14 protein-coding genes are annotated in these 18,308 nt (G+C 58.5%); 8 read left to right on the forward strand and 6 right to left on the reverse strand.

Going from position 1 to position 18,308, the window contains the following annotated elements; all coding sequences use genetic code 11:
* Nucleotides 1–8: 8 nt before the first annotated feature.
* Nucleotides 9–1,919, reverse strand: coding sequence for an ABC transporter substrate-binding protein (locus tag ABLN94_RS10695; protein ID WP_352992232.1), 1,911 nt, complete (start codon nucleotides 1,917–1,919; stop codon nucleotides 9–11).
* Nucleotides 1,912–3,684, reverse strand: a complete 1,773-nt coding sequence (locus ABLN94_RS10700; RefSeq protein WP_352992234.1) for an ABC transporter ATP-binding protein — start codon at nucleotides 3,682–3,684, stop codon at nucleotides 1,912–1,914. The genes ABLN94_RS10695 and ABLN94_RS10700 overlap by 8 nt, the downstream gene beginning before the upstream one ends.
* Nucleotides 3,685–3,918: 234 nt before the next feature.
* Here ABLN94_RS10700 and ABLN94_RS10705 point away from each other — a divergent pair, with 234 nt between their 5' ends.
* From ABLN94_RS10705 to ABLN94_RS10735, 7 genes are all read left to right on the forward strand, one after another.
* A complete protein-coding gene (locus ABLN94_RS10705) occupies nucleotides 3,919–4,416 on the forward strand; it encodes a class I SAM-dependent methyltransferase (protein WP_352992236.1) in 498 nt (165 codons plus the stop codon).
* A gap of 16 nt (nucleotides 4,417–4,432) precedes the next feature.
* Nucleotides 4,433–5,062: a glutathione S-transferase family protein gene (locus ABLN94_RS10710; RefSeq protein ID WP_352992238.1), complete on the forward strand. Its 630-nt coding sequence runs from the start codon at nucleotides 4,433–4,435 to the stop codon at nucleotides 5,060–5,062.
* A gap of 111 nt (nucleotides 5,063–5,173) precedes the next feature.
* Nucleotides 5,174–7,576: a GcvT family protein gene (locus ABLN94_RS10715; RefSeq protein ID WP_352992240.1), complete on the forward strand. Its 2,403-nt coding sequence runs from the start codon at nucleotides 5,174–5,176 to the stop codon at nucleotides 7,574–7,576.
* Nucleotides 7,576–9,129, forward strand: a complete 1,554-nt coding sequence (locus ABLN94_RS10720) for a trimethylamine methyltransferase family protein (protein ID WP_352992242.1) — start codon at nucleotides 7,576–7,578, stop codon at nucleotides 9,127–9,129. Before ABLN94_RS10715 ends, ABLN94_RS10720 begins: the two co-directional genes overlap by 1 nt.
* Nucleotides 9,130–9,804: a TetR/AcrR family transcriptional regulator gene (locus ABLN94_RS10725; RefSeq protein ID WP_352992244.1), complete on the forward strand. Its 675-nt coding sequence runs from the start codon at nucleotides 9,130–9,132 to the stop codon at nucleotides 9,802–9,804.
* Nucleotides 9,801–11,105, forward strand: coding sequence for an NAD(P)/FAD-dependent oxidoreductase (locus tag ABLN94_RS10730; protein WP_352992246.1), 1,305 nt, complete (start codon nucleotides 9,801–9,803; stop codon nucleotides 11,103–11,105). Before ABLN94_RS10725 ends, ABLN94_RS10730 begins: the two co-directional genes overlap by 4 nt.
* 52 nt (nucleotides 11,106–11,157) lie before the next feature.
* On the forward strand, nucleotides 11,158–11,946 hold the full coding sequence (locus ABLN94_RS10735) for a hypothetical protein (RefSeq protein WP_352992248.1): 789 nt from the start codon (nucleotides 11,158–11,160) through the stop codon (nucleotides 11,944–11,946).
* On the opposite strand, the gene ABLN94_RS10740 is transcribed toward ABLN94_RS10735, so the two are convergent.
* Nucleotides 11,904–12,263: a DUF3307 domain-containing protein gene (locus tag ABLN94_RS10740; protein ID WP_417750518.1), complete on the reverse strand. Its 360-nt coding sequence runs from the start codon at nucleotides 12,261–12,263 to the stop codon at nucleotides 11,904–11,906. The two genes, ABLN94_RS10735 and ABLN94_RS10740, sit on opposite strands and share 43 nt — an antisense overlap.
* A gap of 243 nt (nucleotides 12,264–12,506) precedes the next feature.
* Between ABLN94_RS10740 and ABLN94_RS10745 the strand changes: the two genes are divergently transcribed.
* Nucleotides 12,507–15,503 carry an ABC transporter transmembrane domain-containing protein gene (locus ABLN94_RS10745; protein WP_352992615.1) on the forward strand — a complete coding sequence of 999 codons (2,997 nt, stop codon included), beginning with the start codon at nucleotides 12,507–12,509 and terminating at the stop codon, nucleotides 15,501–15,503.
* Here ABLN94_RS10745 and ABLN94_RS10750 read toward each other — a convergent pair.
* The 3 genes from ABLN94_RS10750 to ABLN94_RS10760 all read right to left on the reverse strand — a co-directional run bounded on the left by ABLN94_RS10750 (nucleotide 15,500) and on the right by ABLN94_RS10760 (nucleotide 18,252).
* Entirely contained in the window at nucleotides 15,500–15,787 is a 288-nt protein-coding gene (locus ABLN94_RS10750; RefSeq protein WP_170492585.1) for an ArsR/SmtB family transcription factor, read from the reverse strand. The genes ABLN94_RS10745 and ABLN94_RS10750 overlap by 4 nt on opposite strands.
* Nucleotides 15,788–15,898: 111 nt before the next feature.
* On the reverse strand, nucleotides 15,899–17,131 hold the full coding sequence (locus tag ABLN94_RS10755; protein ID WP_352992250.1) for a mandelate racemase/muconate lactonizing enzyme family protein: 1,233 nt from the start codon (nucleotides 17,129–17,131) through the stop codon (nucleotides 15,899–15,901).
* A gap of 26 nt (nucleotides 17,132–17,157) precedes the next feature.
* The gene (locus tag ABLN94_RS10760) at nucleotides 17,158–18,252 is read right to left on the reverse strand and encodes a Zn-dependent alcohol dehydrogenase (protein ID WP_352992252.1); all 1,095 of its coding nucleotides are present in this window, start codon (nucleotides 18,250–18,252) and stop codon (nucleotides 17,158–17,160) included.
* Between the last annotated feature and the right edge of the window lie 56 nt (nucleotides 18,253–18,308).

The following is an 18,308-nucleotide window of genomic DNA, read 5'->3' on the forward strand; positions in this document are numbered from 1 at the left end:
GCTCCTGATCAGTCGGCGAAGAAGAATTCGTCCGGCCGGTGAATGCCGAAATGCGCGCCGGGCTCCCAAGCCCACATGGCCTGTTCAGGCACGTTGCGCAGGCGGTTGGAAACCACAACCGGCTGAGGCGCGCCATTCAAGATACCGATGGCATAAAGCTGGTCGGCATGGATGTTCAGCATTTCGGTCCAGATTGCCTTACGCTCGTCATCAGAGGTGGCAACTTCCCAATCATGGGCCAGTTGCATCAGACGTTCGGCCTCGGGCATATCGGGCGCTTCGCCCACATCACCGCTGGTCTGATAGTATTGTCCCCATTTCGGCCAGGCGAGAAAGACCTGATCGGTTGGAGCCAGATAGGCGGGCGAGGTGTGGGCCTGCGGAATGCCGTCATCCCAGCCGAACCACACCGAGGCCATGGTGTTGCCCGCAAACACACGGTTGCGCAGAATGTCCCGGTCCAGCGGGCGCATCACCAAATCCACACCGATCTCGCGCCATGTGTCGGTGACAATCTGCAAGGCGTTCTCGACCTCTTGCCGTTCACCGGCGGTTTCGATGATCAATTCCATCGGGCGACCGTCAGGCAACAAGCGGATTCCGTTCCTGCTGCGCTCGGTCAGACCGGCCTCGTCCAGCAAGGCATTGGCCTGATCGACGTCGAATTGCGCCCAAGCCTGTGCGTTTTCTTCGGAGTAAAACGGAGAGGCCGGCAGGACTGACATCGCGCCAGGGAGAGCCAGTTTGAAGTACAGTGCCTGGTTGATCGTCTCGCGATCAATGGCCAAAGACAGGGCACGGCGTACGCGCACATCGCGCAGGACCTCGCGCCACCCTTCATCTGCAAAGTTCAAGTTGGGATAGATTGCAATCTGCGAGGCCACCCCGGTCTTCCACAGCCGCGTTTTATAGTTGCCGACCTCTTCGCCTTTTTTCAGGATCGAGGCATCGCGGAACGCCAGCCCACGCCCTTGCAGGTCTGTCTCTCCGGCATTGGCCTTAGCGGCAACCAGACCGGGGGCGACGATCTCCATCTCGACCACGTCGATATAGGGGAGTTGCACGCCTTTGCTGTCAATACGGTGATAGTATGGGTTGCGCACGAAATTGTGCCGGATCTTCTTGCCCGAACTGGCGTTCAGCCAAGGCTGTAGCGTCGGCAACTCGTGGTTGTCGTATTTGTACAAATTGTCCAGCTTGTTATGCAGTGCTGCCCAGCTTTTGACGCGGGCATCGTTGACCAAAAAGGACAGTTCTTCGGCGTCGGCATATTTCTCGTGATATTGTTTTAGAAACTCGGCAGGCCGGTAGATAAACGGCGGGCGAGCTTGAGCCAACGATTGCAGGAAGTCGGGGTTGGGGTCCTCCCATTCATAAACGACAGTGGTCTCGTCAGGGAAGGAGACGGTTGGCAGCTTGCCCTCGACGATCAGAAAATCGGGCGGGCCAGAGGGGCTGAGAAGCTCGTTATTTGCAACGTCTTCCCACCAGTACCGAAAATCCTCGGAAGTGAAAGGCGACCCGTCGGACCACTTGTGCCCTTCGCGCAGGTTCAGCGTGAATTTGCGGTTGCCGTCGCTCTCGAACGACTCAAGCAAGTCGGGGACCAATTCATAATTCTCGTTGAACCCGACCAATCGGGCGTAGCCGTACACAACCATCTGGCGAATGTCCTTGGACCGAGTGACCATGGTGCGCAATGTGCCGCCGGGTGTTCCGAACTCCCGACCTTTGGCAGCCAGATCTACGACCAGCGGTTCGGCGGGAAGGCGTTCCTGAATAGGTGGCAGGTTGCCTGCATTCACCTCGGTGGCCCAGAATTCTCCTTCCAGCGGGGTGGGTGTCTCTGCCGTTGCGGGCAGCATCCATGTGGCGGCCAGCGTGGCGGCCAGAAACAGGGGGCGAGTGGTCTTAAACATGGCATCTTACCTTATGGCCGGGCTCCATCTCTACCAGTGAAGGTACCACGGAGTCCGTAAATCGGAAGGCGTCATCCCAACTGTCTGGCGAACCTGCGCCCAAAGCAACCAATTTCAGGTCGATGGGTCGGTTGATGTCAGGTTCTGGCTGAGCGGCAATCAGCGCCTTTGTGTAAGGGTGGCGGGGGTTGTAGAAAAGGGTCTCGGGCGGGGCCTGTTCGACCACCAGCCCGCGGCGCATAACGGCAACTTCGTCGGCGATGCGTGCGACAACGGCAAGGTCATGCGAGATGAAGAAATAAGACAGCGTCAGACTGTCTTGCAGGTTTTCCAGCAGCGTCAGGATTTGCTCCTGAACGGAAACATCCAGTGCCGAGGTCGGCTCGTCACAGACGATCAGTTGCGGGTCCAGCATCATCGCTCGGGCAATGGACAGGCGCTGCCGCTGCCCGCCGGAAAAGGCGTGAGGGTAACGTTTCAGCATATCCGCGTTCAGGCCCACCCGTTGCAGTATCTCGGCAGCTTTGTCCCGCTGTTCTGATGCCGACCCGATATTGTGTATCTCCAGCGGCTCGGTCATCGCGTCCTGAATGCGCATCCGGGGGCTGAGCGAGCTGTAGGGGTCTTGAAACACCATCTGCGCCTTGCGCTGAAAGGCCGTGCGCTGGGCGCGGGTCATGTGGTGTACGGTGATCGGGTCTTCGGCAGCAGAGGTGCGAAACAGTACCTCTCCACCGGGGTCGGGTGGCTCGGCGCCCAATGCGATGCGCGCGGCCGTGGTCTTACCCGATCCGCTTTCGCCCACTATGGCCAGAGTTTTGCCGCGCGCCAGTTTCAGATCAACTCCACGACAGGCATGGATCAGACGCTCCCCCTGCCAGCCTCTGCTGGACCGCATGGTGTAGGTCTTGGACACATCCTTCATTTGCAGGATCAAGTCCTCGTCGGGCATTGGAATCCCGACCGCTTCCTTATCGGGGATCTCGGGCGCGGCGTTGAACAGTTGCTGCGTATAGGGATGTGCAGGCGCGGTCAGGATCGGTGCAGCGGCACCCGACTCCATCACGCGGCCCTTGTGCATGACGACGACCTGCTCGGCCATGTTGGCCACAACGCCCAGATCGTGCGTGACAAGGATAAGCGCCATTCCGGTCTCGCGCTGCAACTCTTTGATCAGACCCAGCACCTGCGCCTGTGTCGTTACGTCAAGCGCTGTGGTTGGCTCATCCGCGATCAACAGTTCCGGCTTGGACACCATTGCCATCGCAATCATCGCACGCTGACGCATACCACCAGACAACTCGAACGGGTAAGAATCATAGGCGCGCTGAGGGTCCGGGAATCCTACACGTTCGAACTGCGTAATGACTTCTTTGCGGGCTTGCGCCTCGGAAGCGCCGCGGTGCAGCCACAGAACTTCGCTGACCTGATTGCCGATCTTGTGCAGAGGTGACAGGGACCGCATCGGTTCCTGGAAAATCATCGAGACCCGATTGCCGCGAATGCCGCGCATCTCACGTTCGTTGATCCGGGTCAGATCTACCATGCCTTTGGAATCATTCAGGGTAATCGTGCCACTGCGAATCTGAGCCGTTCGCGGCAAAATGCGTAAGGCGGCACGGCATGAGATGGTTTTGCCCGATCCGGACTCACCCACCAGAGCGAGCGTTTGCCCAGCCTCCACATCGAAGTTGACGCCTTTGACAACGGCCTCACCCGCACCAAATCCGATGCTGAGATCGCGGACAGACAGCAACGCGGTCATGCGGGTATTCCACCCGTTCGGCCGTAGTTCGGCATCGGCTTGATCAACTCCCCGTGTTTTTTGACGCAGTTTCGCGCGGTTGGGGCAGGCTAGTCAAACCCGTTCTTACGCCGAAATGTCGCGGAATTGTGAATCTGACGCCAATTTGCCTACACAAAGTCTTGAGGATTTGTCATCAAATGCCTTGTCGGCCACATCTAACAAGTCGACTTACTATCAAGGAGATATTTCCCCGTGTCCGACGACCAAAGCCGACTGGATCTGTTTATTGACCGCATGGTGTCGCAGCGCGCCTGTCTGGATTTTGCCATCGCCGAAACGCGCGGCATGTCAGGTCCGGTTTTCGAGCTGGGTCTGGGCAATGGGCGCACCTATCATCACATGGTGCAATACGTGAAGAACCGCCCAGTCTTTGTTTTCGAGAGAGCGGTGGCCTCACATCCGGATTCCACACCGCCCGAGGACCGAGTGATTCTGGGGGATGTGCGCGAGACGCTGCCCGCCGCTTTGGACCGATTTGGCGCGACAGCAAGCCTTATTCACGCCGATCTCGGCGGTCATAACCGCGAAAAGAACGACGCTTTTGCCAGATTCGTATCGCCCCTGATCGAGCCTCTGCTGGCTGAAGGCGGGCTGATGGTTTCCAGCGACCGGATGTATTTCAATGGCCTGACCGAAATTCCCCTGCCGCTCGGTGCCGTCGAGGGCCGGTGTTTTATCTATCGCCGTTAAGCCTCAGGAGCGTTCCATGCTGTTCTACGATTGCTCGACGGCCCCCAACCCACGCCGCGCCCGCATGTTCATTGCCGAGAAGGGATTGGACATCGAAACCCGCGAGATTTCGATTGCGATGGGTGAACAACTGAGCGATGCGTTCAAAGCGGTAAACCCAAACGCGACTGTTCCGGTGCTGATCACCGATGAAGGCGCGGCACTGACCGAAAACCTTGGTATTGCCGCTTATCTGGAAGCCCGTTTTCCTGAACCTCCTTTGATGGGGCGAACCCCAGATGAAAAGGGCCAGGTTTTGATGTGGAACAGCATTGTCGAGCAGCAGGGTGGGCAACCCATCGCCGAGACGCTTCGCAACACGCATCCGGCCTTTGCCGACAGGGCGATTCCGGGCCCGGTGAATCATCCTCAGATTCCTGAACTCGCGCAGCGTGGGGCCGGGCGCGTTGAACATTTCTTCGAATTGCTCGAAACGCGATTGGCGGAAAGCCCCCATATCGCCGGGAGCGAGTTTACGCTGGCCGATATCACCACCTTTGTCTTTGTGGACTTTGCTCGGGTGATCAAGAAGCGAATTCCAAAGGAAAATTCGGCCACGCTGGCGTGGTATGAAACGATCAGCGCACGTCCCAGCGCTCAGCTCTAATCCGGTAGTTTTCGTTCGCAAATTGCGCGCAGATAGAACTGTACAGAAATGTCTAGACAGAAGTGAACAGTGAGTTTAGCGTCCACTGCGTACCATGCAGGGGAGGGCAGGATGAAATCTCAGTATCGCGTTGTGGTTATCGGGGGCGGTGTCGTGGGTGCCTCGGTTCTGTATCACCTGGCCAAGTTCGGCTGGTCGGATGTGGTGATGCTGGAGCGACGGCGGCTTGCTTCGGGGTCATCCTGGCACGCGGCAGGCGGTATCCACGCACTGAACGCCGACCCGAACATGGCCTCGCTTCAGGCGTATACAATCGACCTGCTCAGCGAGATCGAAAAAGAGTCCGGCCAAAATATCGGCCTGCACATGACCGGTGGCCTGACGCTGGCGGGAACACCGGAACGGTGGGAGTGGCTGCAGGCCAACTATCGTATTTTCCAGTCCATTGGCATTGATGATTGCGAGCTGCTTTCCCCGGAAGAAGCGCAAAGGCGCTGCCCGATCATGTCCACCGACGGTGTGCTTGGTGCAATGTGGGCGGATCGTGAGGGGTATATCGACACGACCGGGACCGTTCAGGCTTATGCGACCGCCGCCAAGAAACGCGGCGCGGAGTATTATGAAGAAACCAAGGTCGAGGAACTGATCCAGACCGCCGATGGTTGGCAGGTGGTGACTGACCGGGGCACGATCACCTGTGAACATGTTGTCAATGCGGCAGGCCTCTGGGCCAAACAGGTGGGGCGTATGGCTGGGATTGAGTTGCCAGTCTCTCCGCTGAAACACCACTACTTGATCACCGACACCGTTCCCGAGGTCGCCGAGGCGGATTTCGAGATGCCGATGACCGTGGATCTCGAAGGCTTCACCTATATGCGGCAGGACCAGAAGGGCGTTCTGGTCGGTATCTACGAAGTCGATCACGAACACTGGGCCATGGACGGTGCGCCATGGAACTATGGCGAGGAACTGTTTCAGGAACAGCTCGATCGCATCGAGAACGAACTGACGCTGGGCTTTGAACGCTACCCGTCCATCCAGAATGTGGGCATCAAGACATGGGTGAACGGCGCGTTTACCTTCTCACCCGACGGCAACCCTTTGGTTGGGCCGGTGCCCGGCAAGCCCGGCTACTGGTCTGCCTGTGCGGTGATGGCAGGTTTCCTGCAGGGTGGCGGTGTTGGCAAAACGCTGGCTGAATGGATGATCCATGGTGAGCCCGAGGCTGATGCGTGGCCGATGGATGTGGCGCGCTATGGCGACTTCGCGCAGAACAAGCGCTACATCCGCGAGACGACCGGCCAGTTCTATTCCCGCCGCTTCGTGATGACCTATCCGAACGAGCAATTGCCTGCGGGTCGTCCGTTGAAAATGGCTCCGGCCCATGACGCGATGACCGAGGCCGGGTGCAAATGGGGTGTCAGCTGGGATCTCGAGGTGCCGCTCTATTTCGCGCCGAAAGGGTTTGAAGAGACGCCGACACTGAAACGCTCCAACGCGCATGACATCGTGGCCGAAGAGTGCAAGGTGATCCGCGAAGGTGTGGGCTTGCTGGACATCTCGGGCTTTTCGCGGTTCGAAGTCAGCGGCCCGAATGCGGAGATTTGGCTGGACAAGGTAATGGCCTCAAAACTGCCCGCGCCAGGCCGCGCCAAGCTGGCTCCGATGCTGGGCGAGAATGGGCGGCTCAAGGGTGATCTGACCGTGCTCAATTGGGGCGATGGCACGTGGTGGATCATGGGCAGCTACTACCTGCGCGCCTGGCATATGCGGTGGTTTGACGATCACATGATTGACGGCGTTGATATCCGCGATCTGGGTGAGGAGTACTGTGGGTTCGCCGTCGTCGGTCCGAAGTCGCAGGCTGTAGTCGAGAAACTGGCCGAGCAGGATCTCTCGGGCCTGAAATTCATGGGTTGCGGTGACTACGATATCGGGCTGGTCCGCGCCCGCGTGGCACGCATGTCGGTGACAGGCGAAAAGGGGTACGAGATCAACTGTCGCTGCGGCGATCACATTAAACTGCGCCGCATGTTGCTCGAGGCCGGAGCGGATGAGGGTATTCGCGAATGTGGCTTCAACGCCATGCTCTCGACCCGGTTGGAAAAGAGCTTTGGCATCTGGTCTGCGGAATTCACCCAGCTTTATACACCAGGTATGACCGGGATGGACCGCTGGATCGACTGGGACAAGGAGTTTGTCGGCAAGGACGCGGCTGTTGCCGAGCGAGACGGCAACGGTCCTGCGCAGGTTCAGGTGACGCTCGAGGTGGACGCGCTGGACGCAGATGCCAGCGGGTATGAGCCGATCTGGTCAGGCGAAAACCGTGTGGGATTCGTGACCTCGGGCGGTTTCGGCCATTACATCGGCAAGTCGCTGGCGATGGCATTGGTTGATCGCGACAAGGCCGAACCGGGTACGGAACTGACTGTGCATGTGGTCGGTATTGAGCGTTCCGCACGCGTCATAGCGGCGTCTCCGTATGACCCGCAGGGCGAGGCGATGAGGGGCTGATGGTCATTTCGCAAACATCCGAGCGCGGCAGGCGACGGCGTGGACGCGGGGCTGAGGCAACACCTCCGCCGCAGCGCGATGTGAACTATCGCCAGCTCAGGAATCCGTTCCCGCAGATGGATGTGTTTCCTGCAGATCAGATTGGAGACATGCATGAAACGGCCTTGCGGACGCTTCAGGAATTGGGAGTAAAGGTCCTGCTGCCCGAAGCCCGCCGGATCTTTGAGAAAGCGGGCGCGCGCGTGGAAGAAGACAACGAAATGGTCTTCATCGGTCGCGACATGGTTGAAGCCGCCGTCGCTGCTGCCCCCAAGTCGATCAACTGCCGGGCAGGCGCGCGTCGGCGTGATTTTGCGCTGGAACTCGGCAGCCTCGTATTCCAGCCGGGTGCGGGCGCCCCGAACGCCACTGATCTGGAACGGGGCCGCCGCCCCGCGACCAGGCAGGACTATCTGGAATTCCTGAAACTCACACATCATTTCGACGTGTTCCAGATGATCTCGCCCCAAGTCGAGCCTCAGGACGTGCCAACCCACCTACGCCACTATTTCACGACGCAGGCGCAGATGGAGTTGACGGACAAGTTCCCGTTCTTCTTTTCGCGCGGGACCCCGCAGGTGATGGACTGTTTTGAGATGCTGTCCACCGCGCGAGGCCTGTCGGACGACGACTTCCGGGGCAACGCGCATTGCTACACGATCATCAACACCAACAGCCCACGTACGTTGGATATCCCGATGGCTCAGGGCCTGATCGACTTTGCCCGCCACGGCCAGATGTCGATCATCACGCCCTTTACTCTGATGGGCGCGATGGCACCGATCACTGTGGCTGGAGCAATCACGCTGTCCCATGCTGAGGCTTTGGCGGCACTGACGCTGACCCAACTAACCAATCCGGGCGCGCCGGTCTGCTATGGTACCTTCACCAGCAATGTGGACATGAAATCCGGCGCACCGGCTTTTGGAACGCCGTCGCATTTTCAGGCGTCACTGGCGGCGGGACAGCTAGCGCGGTATTTGGGTCTGCCGTGGCGGTCCGCAGCCGGATCAGCCGCCAATATCAACGACGTGCAGGCGGCGAATGAGAACCAGTTCGGCCTCTGGGGCTGTCTGATGGCCGGCGCGACAGTGATCATCCATTCAGCCGGATGGCTTGAGGGTGGGCTGACCGTGTCATTTGAAAAGCTGATCTGTGATGCCGAGGTGCTGAACATGGTCGCCGAACTCTGCGCCGGGGCGCAGGCGGGAACCGCCGAGATCGGCTTTGATACGGCCCTGCGGGAGGTTGAACCCAGCGGTCACTTTTTTGCCTCCAGTCAGACGATGGAGCGGTATAACACCGAATTCTACCAGCCCCACGTCCACGACTACGCCAATTTCGGCACCTGGACCGAACGCGGTTCGGTTGATGCCAATCACCGTGCAACCAGTGTCTGGAAAGGCATTCTGAGCGATTTCAAAGCACCCGCTGGGGACAGCGACCGAATGGGTGCCTTGCAGGATTTCATAGCGCGTCGTACGGCTGAGGGCGGCGCACCGCCGGAGAGTTGAATGAACACCAAACCGATCCTGCACCGGGACGATCCCAAGGCTGAACCTTTGGTCGGCAACATCAAGGTCACGCGCGACGATTGGCTGAACGTGGCGATGGACGTGCTCATCTCGGACGGTGTGGACCACATCAAGGTGTTGAATTTGGCGGAGCGGATGGCCGTATCGCGGTCTTCTTTCTACTGGTACTTCAAGTCGCGGCAGGAACTGCTGGACGCGTTGCTAACCCGCTGGCAGGCGACCAATACGGCAGCCCTGATCGCGCAGGCCGAAGCTCCGGCAGAGACGATCACAGGCGCAGTCTGTAACGTGCATCGCTGCGTGGTGAACACCGATCTGTTCGACACGGCGTTGGACTTTGCCGTGCGCGATTGGGCGCGCAAGTCGGGCAAGGTGCGGCGTGCGCTGGATCAATCGGACGCCCGGCGGCTCGAGGCACTTCATGCCATGTTCGCGCGTTATGGGTATTCCGAGGTCGAGGCCGAAACCCGTGCCCGCGTGTTGTACTACATGCAGATTGGCTACGATCTGGCGCAACTGAACGAGCCAATGGAAACGCGGTTGTCGATGGTATCGCATTACCTTTACGTCTTTACCGGTGTCGAACCGCGACCCGAGGAAGTTGAAGAATTCAGCGCATATTCAAAGCGCTATTGGGAGGGAGACATAGAATGAGCCAACCAGACGCAGTCATCATCGGCACCGGCGTCATCGGCGCCGCCATTGCATTCGAGATGGCTAAGGCCGGGTGGAAAACCCTGTCGCTGGACCGAAACGCGCAGGTCGGTCACGGTTCAACTGCGGGGTCCTGCGCGATCATCCGGATGCATTACTCAACCTTCGACGGCACCGCTTTTGCCTGGGAAGGCTACCACTACTGGCGTGACTGGGCCGAGTATCTGGGCCTGCCTGCAGACGCCAACCTGGCTCAGTTCCGGGAAACAGGGTGTTTGGTTATGAAGACGGACGCCAACGGGATGCTGGAAAAGCACATGAAGAACAGTGCCGATCTGGATTGCCCTTTCGAGGAATGGTCGCCTGAAAAGATCACCGAACGCTTGCCAGTCTATTCTCTGGATAGCTTTTCGCCGGCGCGCCGCATGGATGATCCGGAGTTCGGCCAGCCCAACGGGCGCAAGATGCAGGGCGGTGTGTTTTGGCCGCAGGCCGGTTACGTTACCGACCCGGCGCTTTCGGCGCAGAACTTGATGGATGCCGCCAAACAGCACGGTGCCGAGGTGCGTACCGGGGCCGAGGTGGTCGAGATACTGACCGAAGGAGGTTGTGTTGCGGGCGTCAAACTGGCGTCGGGTGAGGAAATCCGCGCCAAAGTGGTGGTGAACGTCGCGGGGCCGGGCTCGGCCATCATCAACAAGTTGGCCGGTGTGCTGGACGACATGACCATTGAGACCCGCCCTTTGCGGCAGGAAGTGGTACACGTCCCCGCGCCCGAAGGGTTCGATTTCGAAAACGACGGAACCATCGTATCGGACAGCGATATTGCCTGCTATTGCCGCCCTGAACATGGCAACCACATCCTCGTCGGCTCGGAAGACCCGGAATGTGATCCTCACCAGTGGTGCGAGGACGACGTGCATTACAATCACGATTTCACGGATCAGTGGACCACGCAGGCCATGCGCTATGCGCAACGTGTACCCAGCCTTGGTATCCCATCAAAAACGCGTGGGGTGGTCGATTTGTATGACGCCTCGACCGACTGGATTCCGATCTATGACAAGTCCAGTCTACCGGGGTTCTACATGGCTTGCGGTACCAGCGGGAACCAGTACAAGAACGCACCGATTGCAGGCAAGATGATGACCGCGCTGATCGACTATTGTGAAGGCGGGATGGATCACGACGCGCAACCGTTGCAATTCGAACTACCCTATATCAAGCGCATGATTGATGTCGGGTTCTATTCCCGTAAACGTCCGATCAACGAAGAAAGCAGTTTCTCCGTGCTGGGCTAGCCAGAAGGCCAAAAGGCTCTAGTTTTCCTGGGAACCAAATGTGGGGCCCAGGATGACCAAGCCAACAAACCGAGTTCTGATTCTAGGTAGCGCTCCGAGCGCAGTCGCTGCGAAGCAATGGGTGCGCGACCCCTTTACGCATATCGTAGCCATTAACAATGCGTGGCGCATCAGGCCGGATTGGGACATTTTGATTCATCCCGAAGATTTCCCGGCCGAAAATCACCCGGACAGTATCGGCCCTCAACAGCGGGTCGTCACAGCACAGGAATACGTTCCGGCCCAAAACGAGTTCGGTGGGTTTGTCTATGCCGGGGGTACGATGGCCTTCACTGCCGGCTATTGGGCGCTTTCCGCATTGAACCCTGCGGTTCTGGCTTTTTTCGGTTGTGACATGATCTATCCGAGAAACGGTAAGACCCATTTCTACGGGATCGGATCGGCAGATCCCTTGCGCGCGGATATTTCTCTGCGGTCGCTTGAGGCCAAATCCGCACGACTTGCATTGTTTGGCGCGGCGCAGGGCTGCAGGGTTGTTCGGTTGTCTCGGGGGAAAAGCCGATTGCTTTTTCCTTCCGTCGCCTTGGATGACTTGGGGGCGCAAGATTTGCCAGACACAGATGCGATGACGGGGGTATTACAGGTGGAGGATGAGTTGGGATATCTTGTTCCTTCCGGCCGCTATTGGGAGGCTGAGGACAGATTCGATGTGGCCAAACTTGATGAGGTGGATCGCCAGTGGATGGCGGCCTATCGGCCATTTGTTTTGCAACATAAAGCCCGCGAGATGGCGGTGAATCAGACGGCGAACTTCACCCAAGCCCAAACCATGGCAATATAGGTCAGATTGTGCATGCACTGGTCCAGCCCAGCTGCGCGCCAGAACGCTGCTTGGGACGGCACCAGTTGTTTCTTGTCGGAATAGCTGGCTTTGGCAAAATCAATATTGAAATGCACGATCCATTCCAGCGCGGCGATGATAAGAATGAACGACCAAGGCGCACCGAATATCAGGAACACGACTACTGAACCGACAACATGGACGCCGGCGTGCTGAGCACGGCCCCAGTGAAAATACTCACCTCGACCGGACAACATTTTGGGTGTCTGGAGATAGAAGTCAGCGAACATATGTTTGATCTGCAGTAAGCAGAGCATCAAAAACACTGCGCCTAAATTGGCAGTCAAAGTGTTCCTCCCGATATCGTCCAAGGCAAAGTTTAGGCCTTAAACCGTTGCGGCGCAAATGAACTTGTTCACACAAGGCGGAATAATGTTCAAATCGGAAACCATTTGCGTCTTTGGCCGAGATTGCGGTAAATTCAAAGTGTTGGATGTGCGGCACTTTCGTCAAGATCGGATCGGTGATCCATAATAGGGGCAGGTTCAATAGAACGTTCGATTTTCCGGTTCATTTGGAAGTACTCAAAACGCGATCAGCTGATTTTGCTGGCCGTGACCTCTACGTTGTTCCCTTTGCTCTATCTGACGCTGGAGCTGCCCAAGCGCATCATCAACGATGCGATTGGTGCCGCTAGCCCCGTCGTGGACGTACTTGGGTATGAAGTTCCGCAGACCACTTTCCTGATCATTCTGTGCTGCGCGTTTCTGGTGGCTGTTCTGGCGCACGGTCTGATGAAGATGCGCATCAACACAATGAAAGGTGTGCTGAGTGAACGGATGCTGCGCCGGTTCCGGTATCAGTTGATCAACCGCGCCTTGCGCTTTCCCCAGCCCTATTTCGAACGGGTCAGTCAGGGAGAAATGGTGTCGATGATCACCGCCGAAAGCGAGCCAATGGGCGGTCTGATGGGCGACGCCATAAGCCAGCCGGTTTTGCAGGCGGGTCAGATGATCACCATCCTGTCCTTCCTGTTCCTGCAAAGCGTCTGGTTCGGTCTGGCCGCGGTGGCGCTGATTCCTTTGCAGGCCTGGTTGATTCCCAAGCTGCAGCGCCAGATCAACCTGCTGAACAAGAAGCGTATCCAGGAGGTGCGGATACTGGCCGCTCAGATCGGAGAGAACGCTGCTGGTGCCTCGACCCTTCGGGCCAATGGCGGCTGGCGTTATCGCCGGGCGATGATCTCAGAGCAGTTGGGTCGGTTGTTTGGCATCCGCTTCGAGATCTACCAGAAGAAATTCTTCATGAAGTTCATCAATAACTTCATCTCGCAGCTGACGCCTTTCATGTTCTACCTAATCGGTGGTCTTCTGGTTCTACAGGGTTCGGTTTCCCTGGGGGCGCTGGTTGCGGCGCTGGCGGCGTACAAGGATCTAAGCTCGCCGTGGAAAGAGCTGCTGACTTACTACAACCAGACGCAGGACATGTCGCTGCGCTGGGACGTGGTGATCGAACGCTTTGCGCCGCCGGGAATGCCGGATGAAAAGCTGTTTGAAGGTGAGCCCGAGACAAGACCTCGTCTGTGCGGTGATATTGTTCTGGACCGTGTTTCGGTTCGGGATTTGGATGGAAATCAGGTTTTGGATGATCTGAACCTCACTTTTGAGGGCGGCAAAACCATCGGAATCGCCGCACCCAGCGAAGAGGATCGACGCGCTGTGGCCGAATTGCTGACACGGGAAATCCTGCCCAGTTCGGGCCGGGTCGAGGTGAGCGGTGAAAACCTGTCGACCCTACACCAAAGTGTCGTGGCCGCACACATCGGTTATGCCTCGTCGCGCCCGGTCATGTTTCAGGGCACGCTGGGCGACAACGTCATGATGCCGATGCGCCAGAGGCCTCTGACGACCCCGACCGACGACCCCGACTTTGCCGAGACACAGCGTGCGGGCAACAGCGCCGATCCGTACAAAGCAAACTGGCTGGACCCATCTCTGGCTGGATTCGATAGCCCCGAGGCGTTGAGGGATTGGTGGCTGCATCTGATCGACGGAATGGGATCGGGGGCCGCTTTGTTTCAGCGCGGATCAGATCAGGTATTCGTCGCCGCCGAACACCCGGAACTGGCGCAGAAACTAGTTGAAATGCGCCCTTTAGTCCGGCAGGCGGTGCAAAAGGCCGGGCTGGATCAACAGGCGCTGGTCTTTGACTGGTGCACGTATAATTCGGCGTTGCCCGTCGCGGAAAACCTGCTGTTCGCGACTCCGCGGGTTCCGGTTACGCAGGAGCTGTTGGCCCGCCAGACCGTTTTCCTTGGCCAGTTGCGTGAATTGGGGTTGGACAAAACGCTGGTCAGTCTGACCCGAGACGTGATCGAGATGCTGCGTCAGATCTTTGGTCTGGATGGCACGGACCATCCGTTGTTCCGAAAGCTTGGTCTGGAAGCCAAAACCTATGAGACCGCGCTTGAGCTTGTCGAGAAAACCCGGAACGAGGGCGTTTCGGGGCTGGATGACGAAAAGCTGGCGAACCTTTTGGCTGTGCCGTTCGTGATCTCGGCCGAACAGATCGGGCCTGCTTTTACGGATGAGCTAAAGAACCGCATCCTGGAGTTGCGCCATAGTCACTCGGAGAAGCTGTTGGAGCGGCTGCAGGATGTTTTTTTGCCGCTGCACAAAGACGCTTTTGCGCCCGGCCTGACGGTGATGGAGAATGCCCTGTTCGGCAAGGTCAGCCAGATTGGCGGCGGTCGCTCGGACGAGGCGCGCAAGCTGATTGTTGATGTTCTGGACGAAAACGGCGCGCGCTCGCTTGTGGTTGAGCTGATTTATGATGTGCCGATTGCCATAGGTGGACAGAACCTGCCCGCGGTTTTTGCTGAACCGCTTGCCTTCACCCGAGCAACGATCAAGAAGCCTGACATTCTTATTCTGGAAAACGCGCTAGCCAGCTATGACATGGCGACCCAGGTGGCCGTGTACAAAAATCTGCGGGAATTGCTGCCGGAGACGACGGTTATCTATTTGAACGACCAGTTCGATAACCCGGATGTATTCGACATGTATGTTGAAATCCGGCAAGGTCGGGTGGTTTCGGACGAAGGGGATGCCAAGGTGGAAGAAGACAGCGCCGCCTCAGCCGACTTGGCACGCAAGCTGCGCGCGTTGGAGCAAACACCGCTGTTCTCCGGTCTCGACCGGCGGCAGCTGCGACTGCTGGCATTTGGTGCGCGCTGGTTCGATGCCAAGCCGGGTGAGGTGGTGTTTCTGAAAGACGACCAGCCCACCGACGGCGCGTATGTTGTGCTTGAAGGTGAGGCAGGGCTGTATCTTCCGCAAATGGAAGGGCCGGATCAACTGATTACCAAGGTGGGACCAGGGGCGCTGGTCGGAGAGCTTGGGCTGATCCGCAAAGAGCCACGCGCGCTGAGCATGATTGCCGAGACCGAGCTGTCTTGTTTGCGGATCGGTGAGGAAGAATTCCTGGCCGTGGTCGAAAACGATGCGGCGACCGCGTTCAAGCTGATGCAGGTGATTGCGGGATACGTCTCGAACTAGGCCTCGGGGTTGCAGAACAGATCATACAGCAGCCCTATGACCTGCGCCGTGTTGCCGTCCTGTAGCGAGTAGTAGATTGTCTTGCCGTCCCTGCGTGTTGAAACCAGACGTTCCTGCCGTAGCCGGGCCAGCATTTGGCTGACGGCGGCCTGGCGGATTTCCAGCAGCTCCTCCAGTTGACCTACCGATTTTTCGCCTTCGCCAAGATGGCAGAGGATCATCAGACGACCTTCATGCGCCAGCGTTTTGAGAAACGCGGCCGCCCGCGCGGCGCTTTCTTTCATGTCCGCGGGTTTTTCAGAATTGGCTTGGTTTTTATCTTTGTCTGTGGCGGTCACGCGAGGCCTGTTTCGCAAATGGGGTCGGACCAATATGCCCCAAATCAGGTTGAATTGTCACCCCTCGGTCGCCGGCGCACCGCCCTGGAAAGCGTTGCCATCGACGTAATCGCAAGGCTCTTCCTGCATTTGCAGGTGCAGCCCATCTCCAGTGTAGGGATGCGCGCGGGCCAGATCTTCGTCGACCTCGATCCCCAGACCGGTCGCGGTCGGGGCGGTTACAAATCCTTCCTCCACACGCAGCGATCCCTTTATCAGTTGGTCATGGAAGGGGGTCTCGATAGTTTCTAGCAACAGCAGGTTCGGAATTGACGCTGCCAGATGGATATTGGCTGCCCATTCCACCGGCCCTGCATAGAGGTGCGGTGCCATCTGCGCGTTAAACACTTCGGCAATTGCAGCGACCTTCTTCATCTCCCAGATGCCCCCAGCGCGGCCGAGCGCGGGTTGCAGAATCTCGGCCGCGCCTGCGCGCAGGACGGCCCCGAATTCGGCCTTGGTGGTCATACGTTCCCCGGTGGCCACGGGGATGCGGACGTTACGGGCGACACGGGCCATGTCCTCGATCATGTCGGGTGGCGTCGGTTCCTCGAACCACAGCGGCGAATAGGGCTCCAGCGCCTGACCCAGGCGGATCGCGCCTGCGGTATTGAACTGGCCGTGAGTGCCGAACAACAGGTCGGCCTTGTCACCAACGGCCTCGCGGATGGCTTTGCAGAAGGCCACGGACATCGAGATATCGGACATCGCAGGCATATGCCCGCCGCGAATGGTGTAGGGACCTGCGGGGTCGAACTTGACTGCAGTGAACCCGCGTCGGACCATCTCGGCGGCGCATTCTCCGGCCTGTTCGGGTGAGGTCCAGAAGTCGGTCAAGTTATGCTGTGGCAGGGGGTAGAGGTAGGTATAGGCGCGGATGCGTTCGTTCATCAGCCCTCCCAGCAGGGCATAAACGGGGCGGTCACGTTCTTTGCCCAGAATGTCCCAACAGGCGATTTCTAACCCCGAAAACGCGCCCATCACGGTCAGATCCGGGCGCTGGGTGAAGCCGCTAGAATAGGCGCGTCGGAACATAAGTTCGATATTCTCGGGGTTTTCGCCCAGCATGTGCCGTTCGAATACATCGCGGATAACATGGCGCATCGCGTCGGGCCCGACGGATGAAGCATAGCATTCACCCCATCCGGTGATCCCGGTGTCGGTGGTGACTTTGACCAGTATCCAATAGCGCCCGCCCCAGCCTGGCGCAGGCGGAGCGGTGACGATGATGTCGAGGTCCTGCAGTTTCATCCGGTGTCCTTCCCCAATGGATGGTGTCAGCTCTTGTCAAACAGGATCACATTGCGTTTGGCCGATCCGGTCTTGGTGTCCTCGATCGCCTCGTTGATCTGATCCAGTGACCAGCGGCCTGAGATCAGCTCATCCAGTTTTAACCGTCCCTGTTCATAGAGGTCGATCATCCACGGAATGTCACGTTGAATGACCACATCACCCATTTTCGAGCCAACCACGCCTTGTCCCAGAGCGGCCAATACAACGGGTTCGTAAGTGGACATAGCACCCGAATGCGGCATCCCAATCATGATTGCCTTACCGCCCCGGCCCAGGTAACGCGGGGCCTGATCATAGGCCGGGATCGCGCCGACGGTGATCAGAACGGCGTCTGCGCCACGCCCGCCGAGCGCCTTGAAGGCGGCCTTCCACGGCTGGTCGAGGCTGGCCAATACGCCGTGAGTCGCACCGAACTCCTTGGCGATTTCAAGTTTCTCTTCGGTCATGTCGACGGCCACGATCCGACGGGCTCCGGCCAAGCGTGCGCCTTGAATAGCGTTCAGTCCGACACCGCCCGCGCCGATCACTACGACGTCCTGACCGGGGCGCAGCTTTGCGGCATTCACCGCCGCACCGACGCCGGTGATCACGCCGCAGGACAACAGGCTGGCCACGTCTTTCGGCATGGTCTCAGGGATCTTAACGATCTGCCGATGGCTGACCACGACTTTTTCCGCAAAGGCGCCGCAGGCCATCGCCTGTTCCAGAGGTCCACCATCCGCAGTGCGCAGCGGACCATTGACCGTGTCATAGGGCGTCTCGCAGATTGTCGGCTGCCCGCCCGCGCAGGACGGACATGATCCACAGGCGCGGATAAGGGTGACGACAACCGGATCGCCGACCTTGAAGTCACCGACCGCATCACCAGTTGCGGTGATAATCCCGGCGGCCTCATGCCCGTAGACGGCCGGGAGGTGCCCGCCCCATGCCCCGCTGGCAAAGGTGATGTCCGAATGGCAGATCGCCACAGCATCCAGCGTGACTTCGACCTCGCCCGTACCGGGCGGCGCAATTAATACGTCTTCGATGACCAGAAGTTCGCTGAACGCTCGGCAGACGGCGGCTTTGATGGTTTGCATTATGTCCCTCGCTCCCTTTCGATCACGGTGGCGCGGGAAAATGCATGCCGCAAGAC

Origin of the sequence: Ruegeria sp. SCP11 (genome assembly GCF_040329455.1) — a bacterium.
GTDB classification, from domain to species: domain Bacteria; phylum Pseudomonadota; class Alphaproteobacteria; order Rhodobacterales; family Rhodobacteraceae; genus Ruegeria; species Ruegeria atlantica_E.

Excerpts from the sequence above, each read along its gene's own strand:
- ABLN94_RS10695 (WP_352992232.1), bottom strand. The coding sequence starts at position 1,919 with ATGTTTAAGACCACTCGCCCCCTGTTTCTGGCCGCCACGCTGGCCGCC.
- ABLN94_RS10700 (WP_352992234.1), bottom strand. The coding sequence starts at position 3,684 with ATGACCGCGTTGCTGTCTGTCCGCGATCTCAGCATCGGATTTGGTGCG.
- ABLN94_RS10710 (WP_352992238.1), top strand. The coding sequence starts at position 4,433 with ATGCTGTTCTACGATTGCTCGACGGCCCCCAACCCACGCCGCGCCCGC.
- ABLN94_RS10715 (WP_352992240.1), top strand. The coding sequence starts at position 5,174 with ATGAAATCTCAGTATCGCGTTGTGGTTATCGGGGGCGGTGTCGTGGGT.
- ABLN94_RS10720 (WP_352992242.1), top strand. The coding sequence starts at position 7,576 with ATGGTCATTTCGCAAACATCCGAGCGCGGCAGGCGACGGCGTGGACGC.
- ABLN94_RS10725 (WP_352992244.1), top strand. The coding sequence starts at position 9,130 with ATGAACACCAAACCGATCCTGCACCGGGACGATCCCAAGGCTGAACCT.
- ABLN94_RS10730 (WP_352992246.1), top strand. The coding sequence starts at position 9,801 with ATGAGCCAACCAGACGCAGTCATCATCGGCACCGGCGTCATCGGCGCC.
- ABLN94_RS10735 (WP_352992248.1), top strand. The coding sequence starts at position 11,158 with ATGACCAAGCCAACAAACCGAGTTCTGATTCTAGGTAGCGCTCCGAGC.
- ABLN94_RS10740 (WP_417750518.1), bottom strand. The coding sequence starts at position 12,263 with ATGCTCTGCTTACTGCAGATCAAACATATGTTCGCTGACTTCTATCTC.
- ABLN94_RS10750 (WP_170492585.1), bottom strand. The coding sequence starts at position 15,787 with ATGAAAGAAAGCGCCGCGCGGGCGGCCGCGTTTCTCAAAACGCTGGCG.
- ABLN94_RS10755 (WP_352992250.1), bottom strand. The coding sequence starts at position 17,131 with ATGAAACTGCAGGACCTCGACATCATCGTCACCGCTCCGCCTGCGCCA.
- ABLN94_RS10760 (WP_352992252.1), bottom strand. The coding sequence starts at position 18,252 with ATGCAAACCATCAAAGCCGCCGTCTGCCGAGCGTTCAGCGAACTTCTG.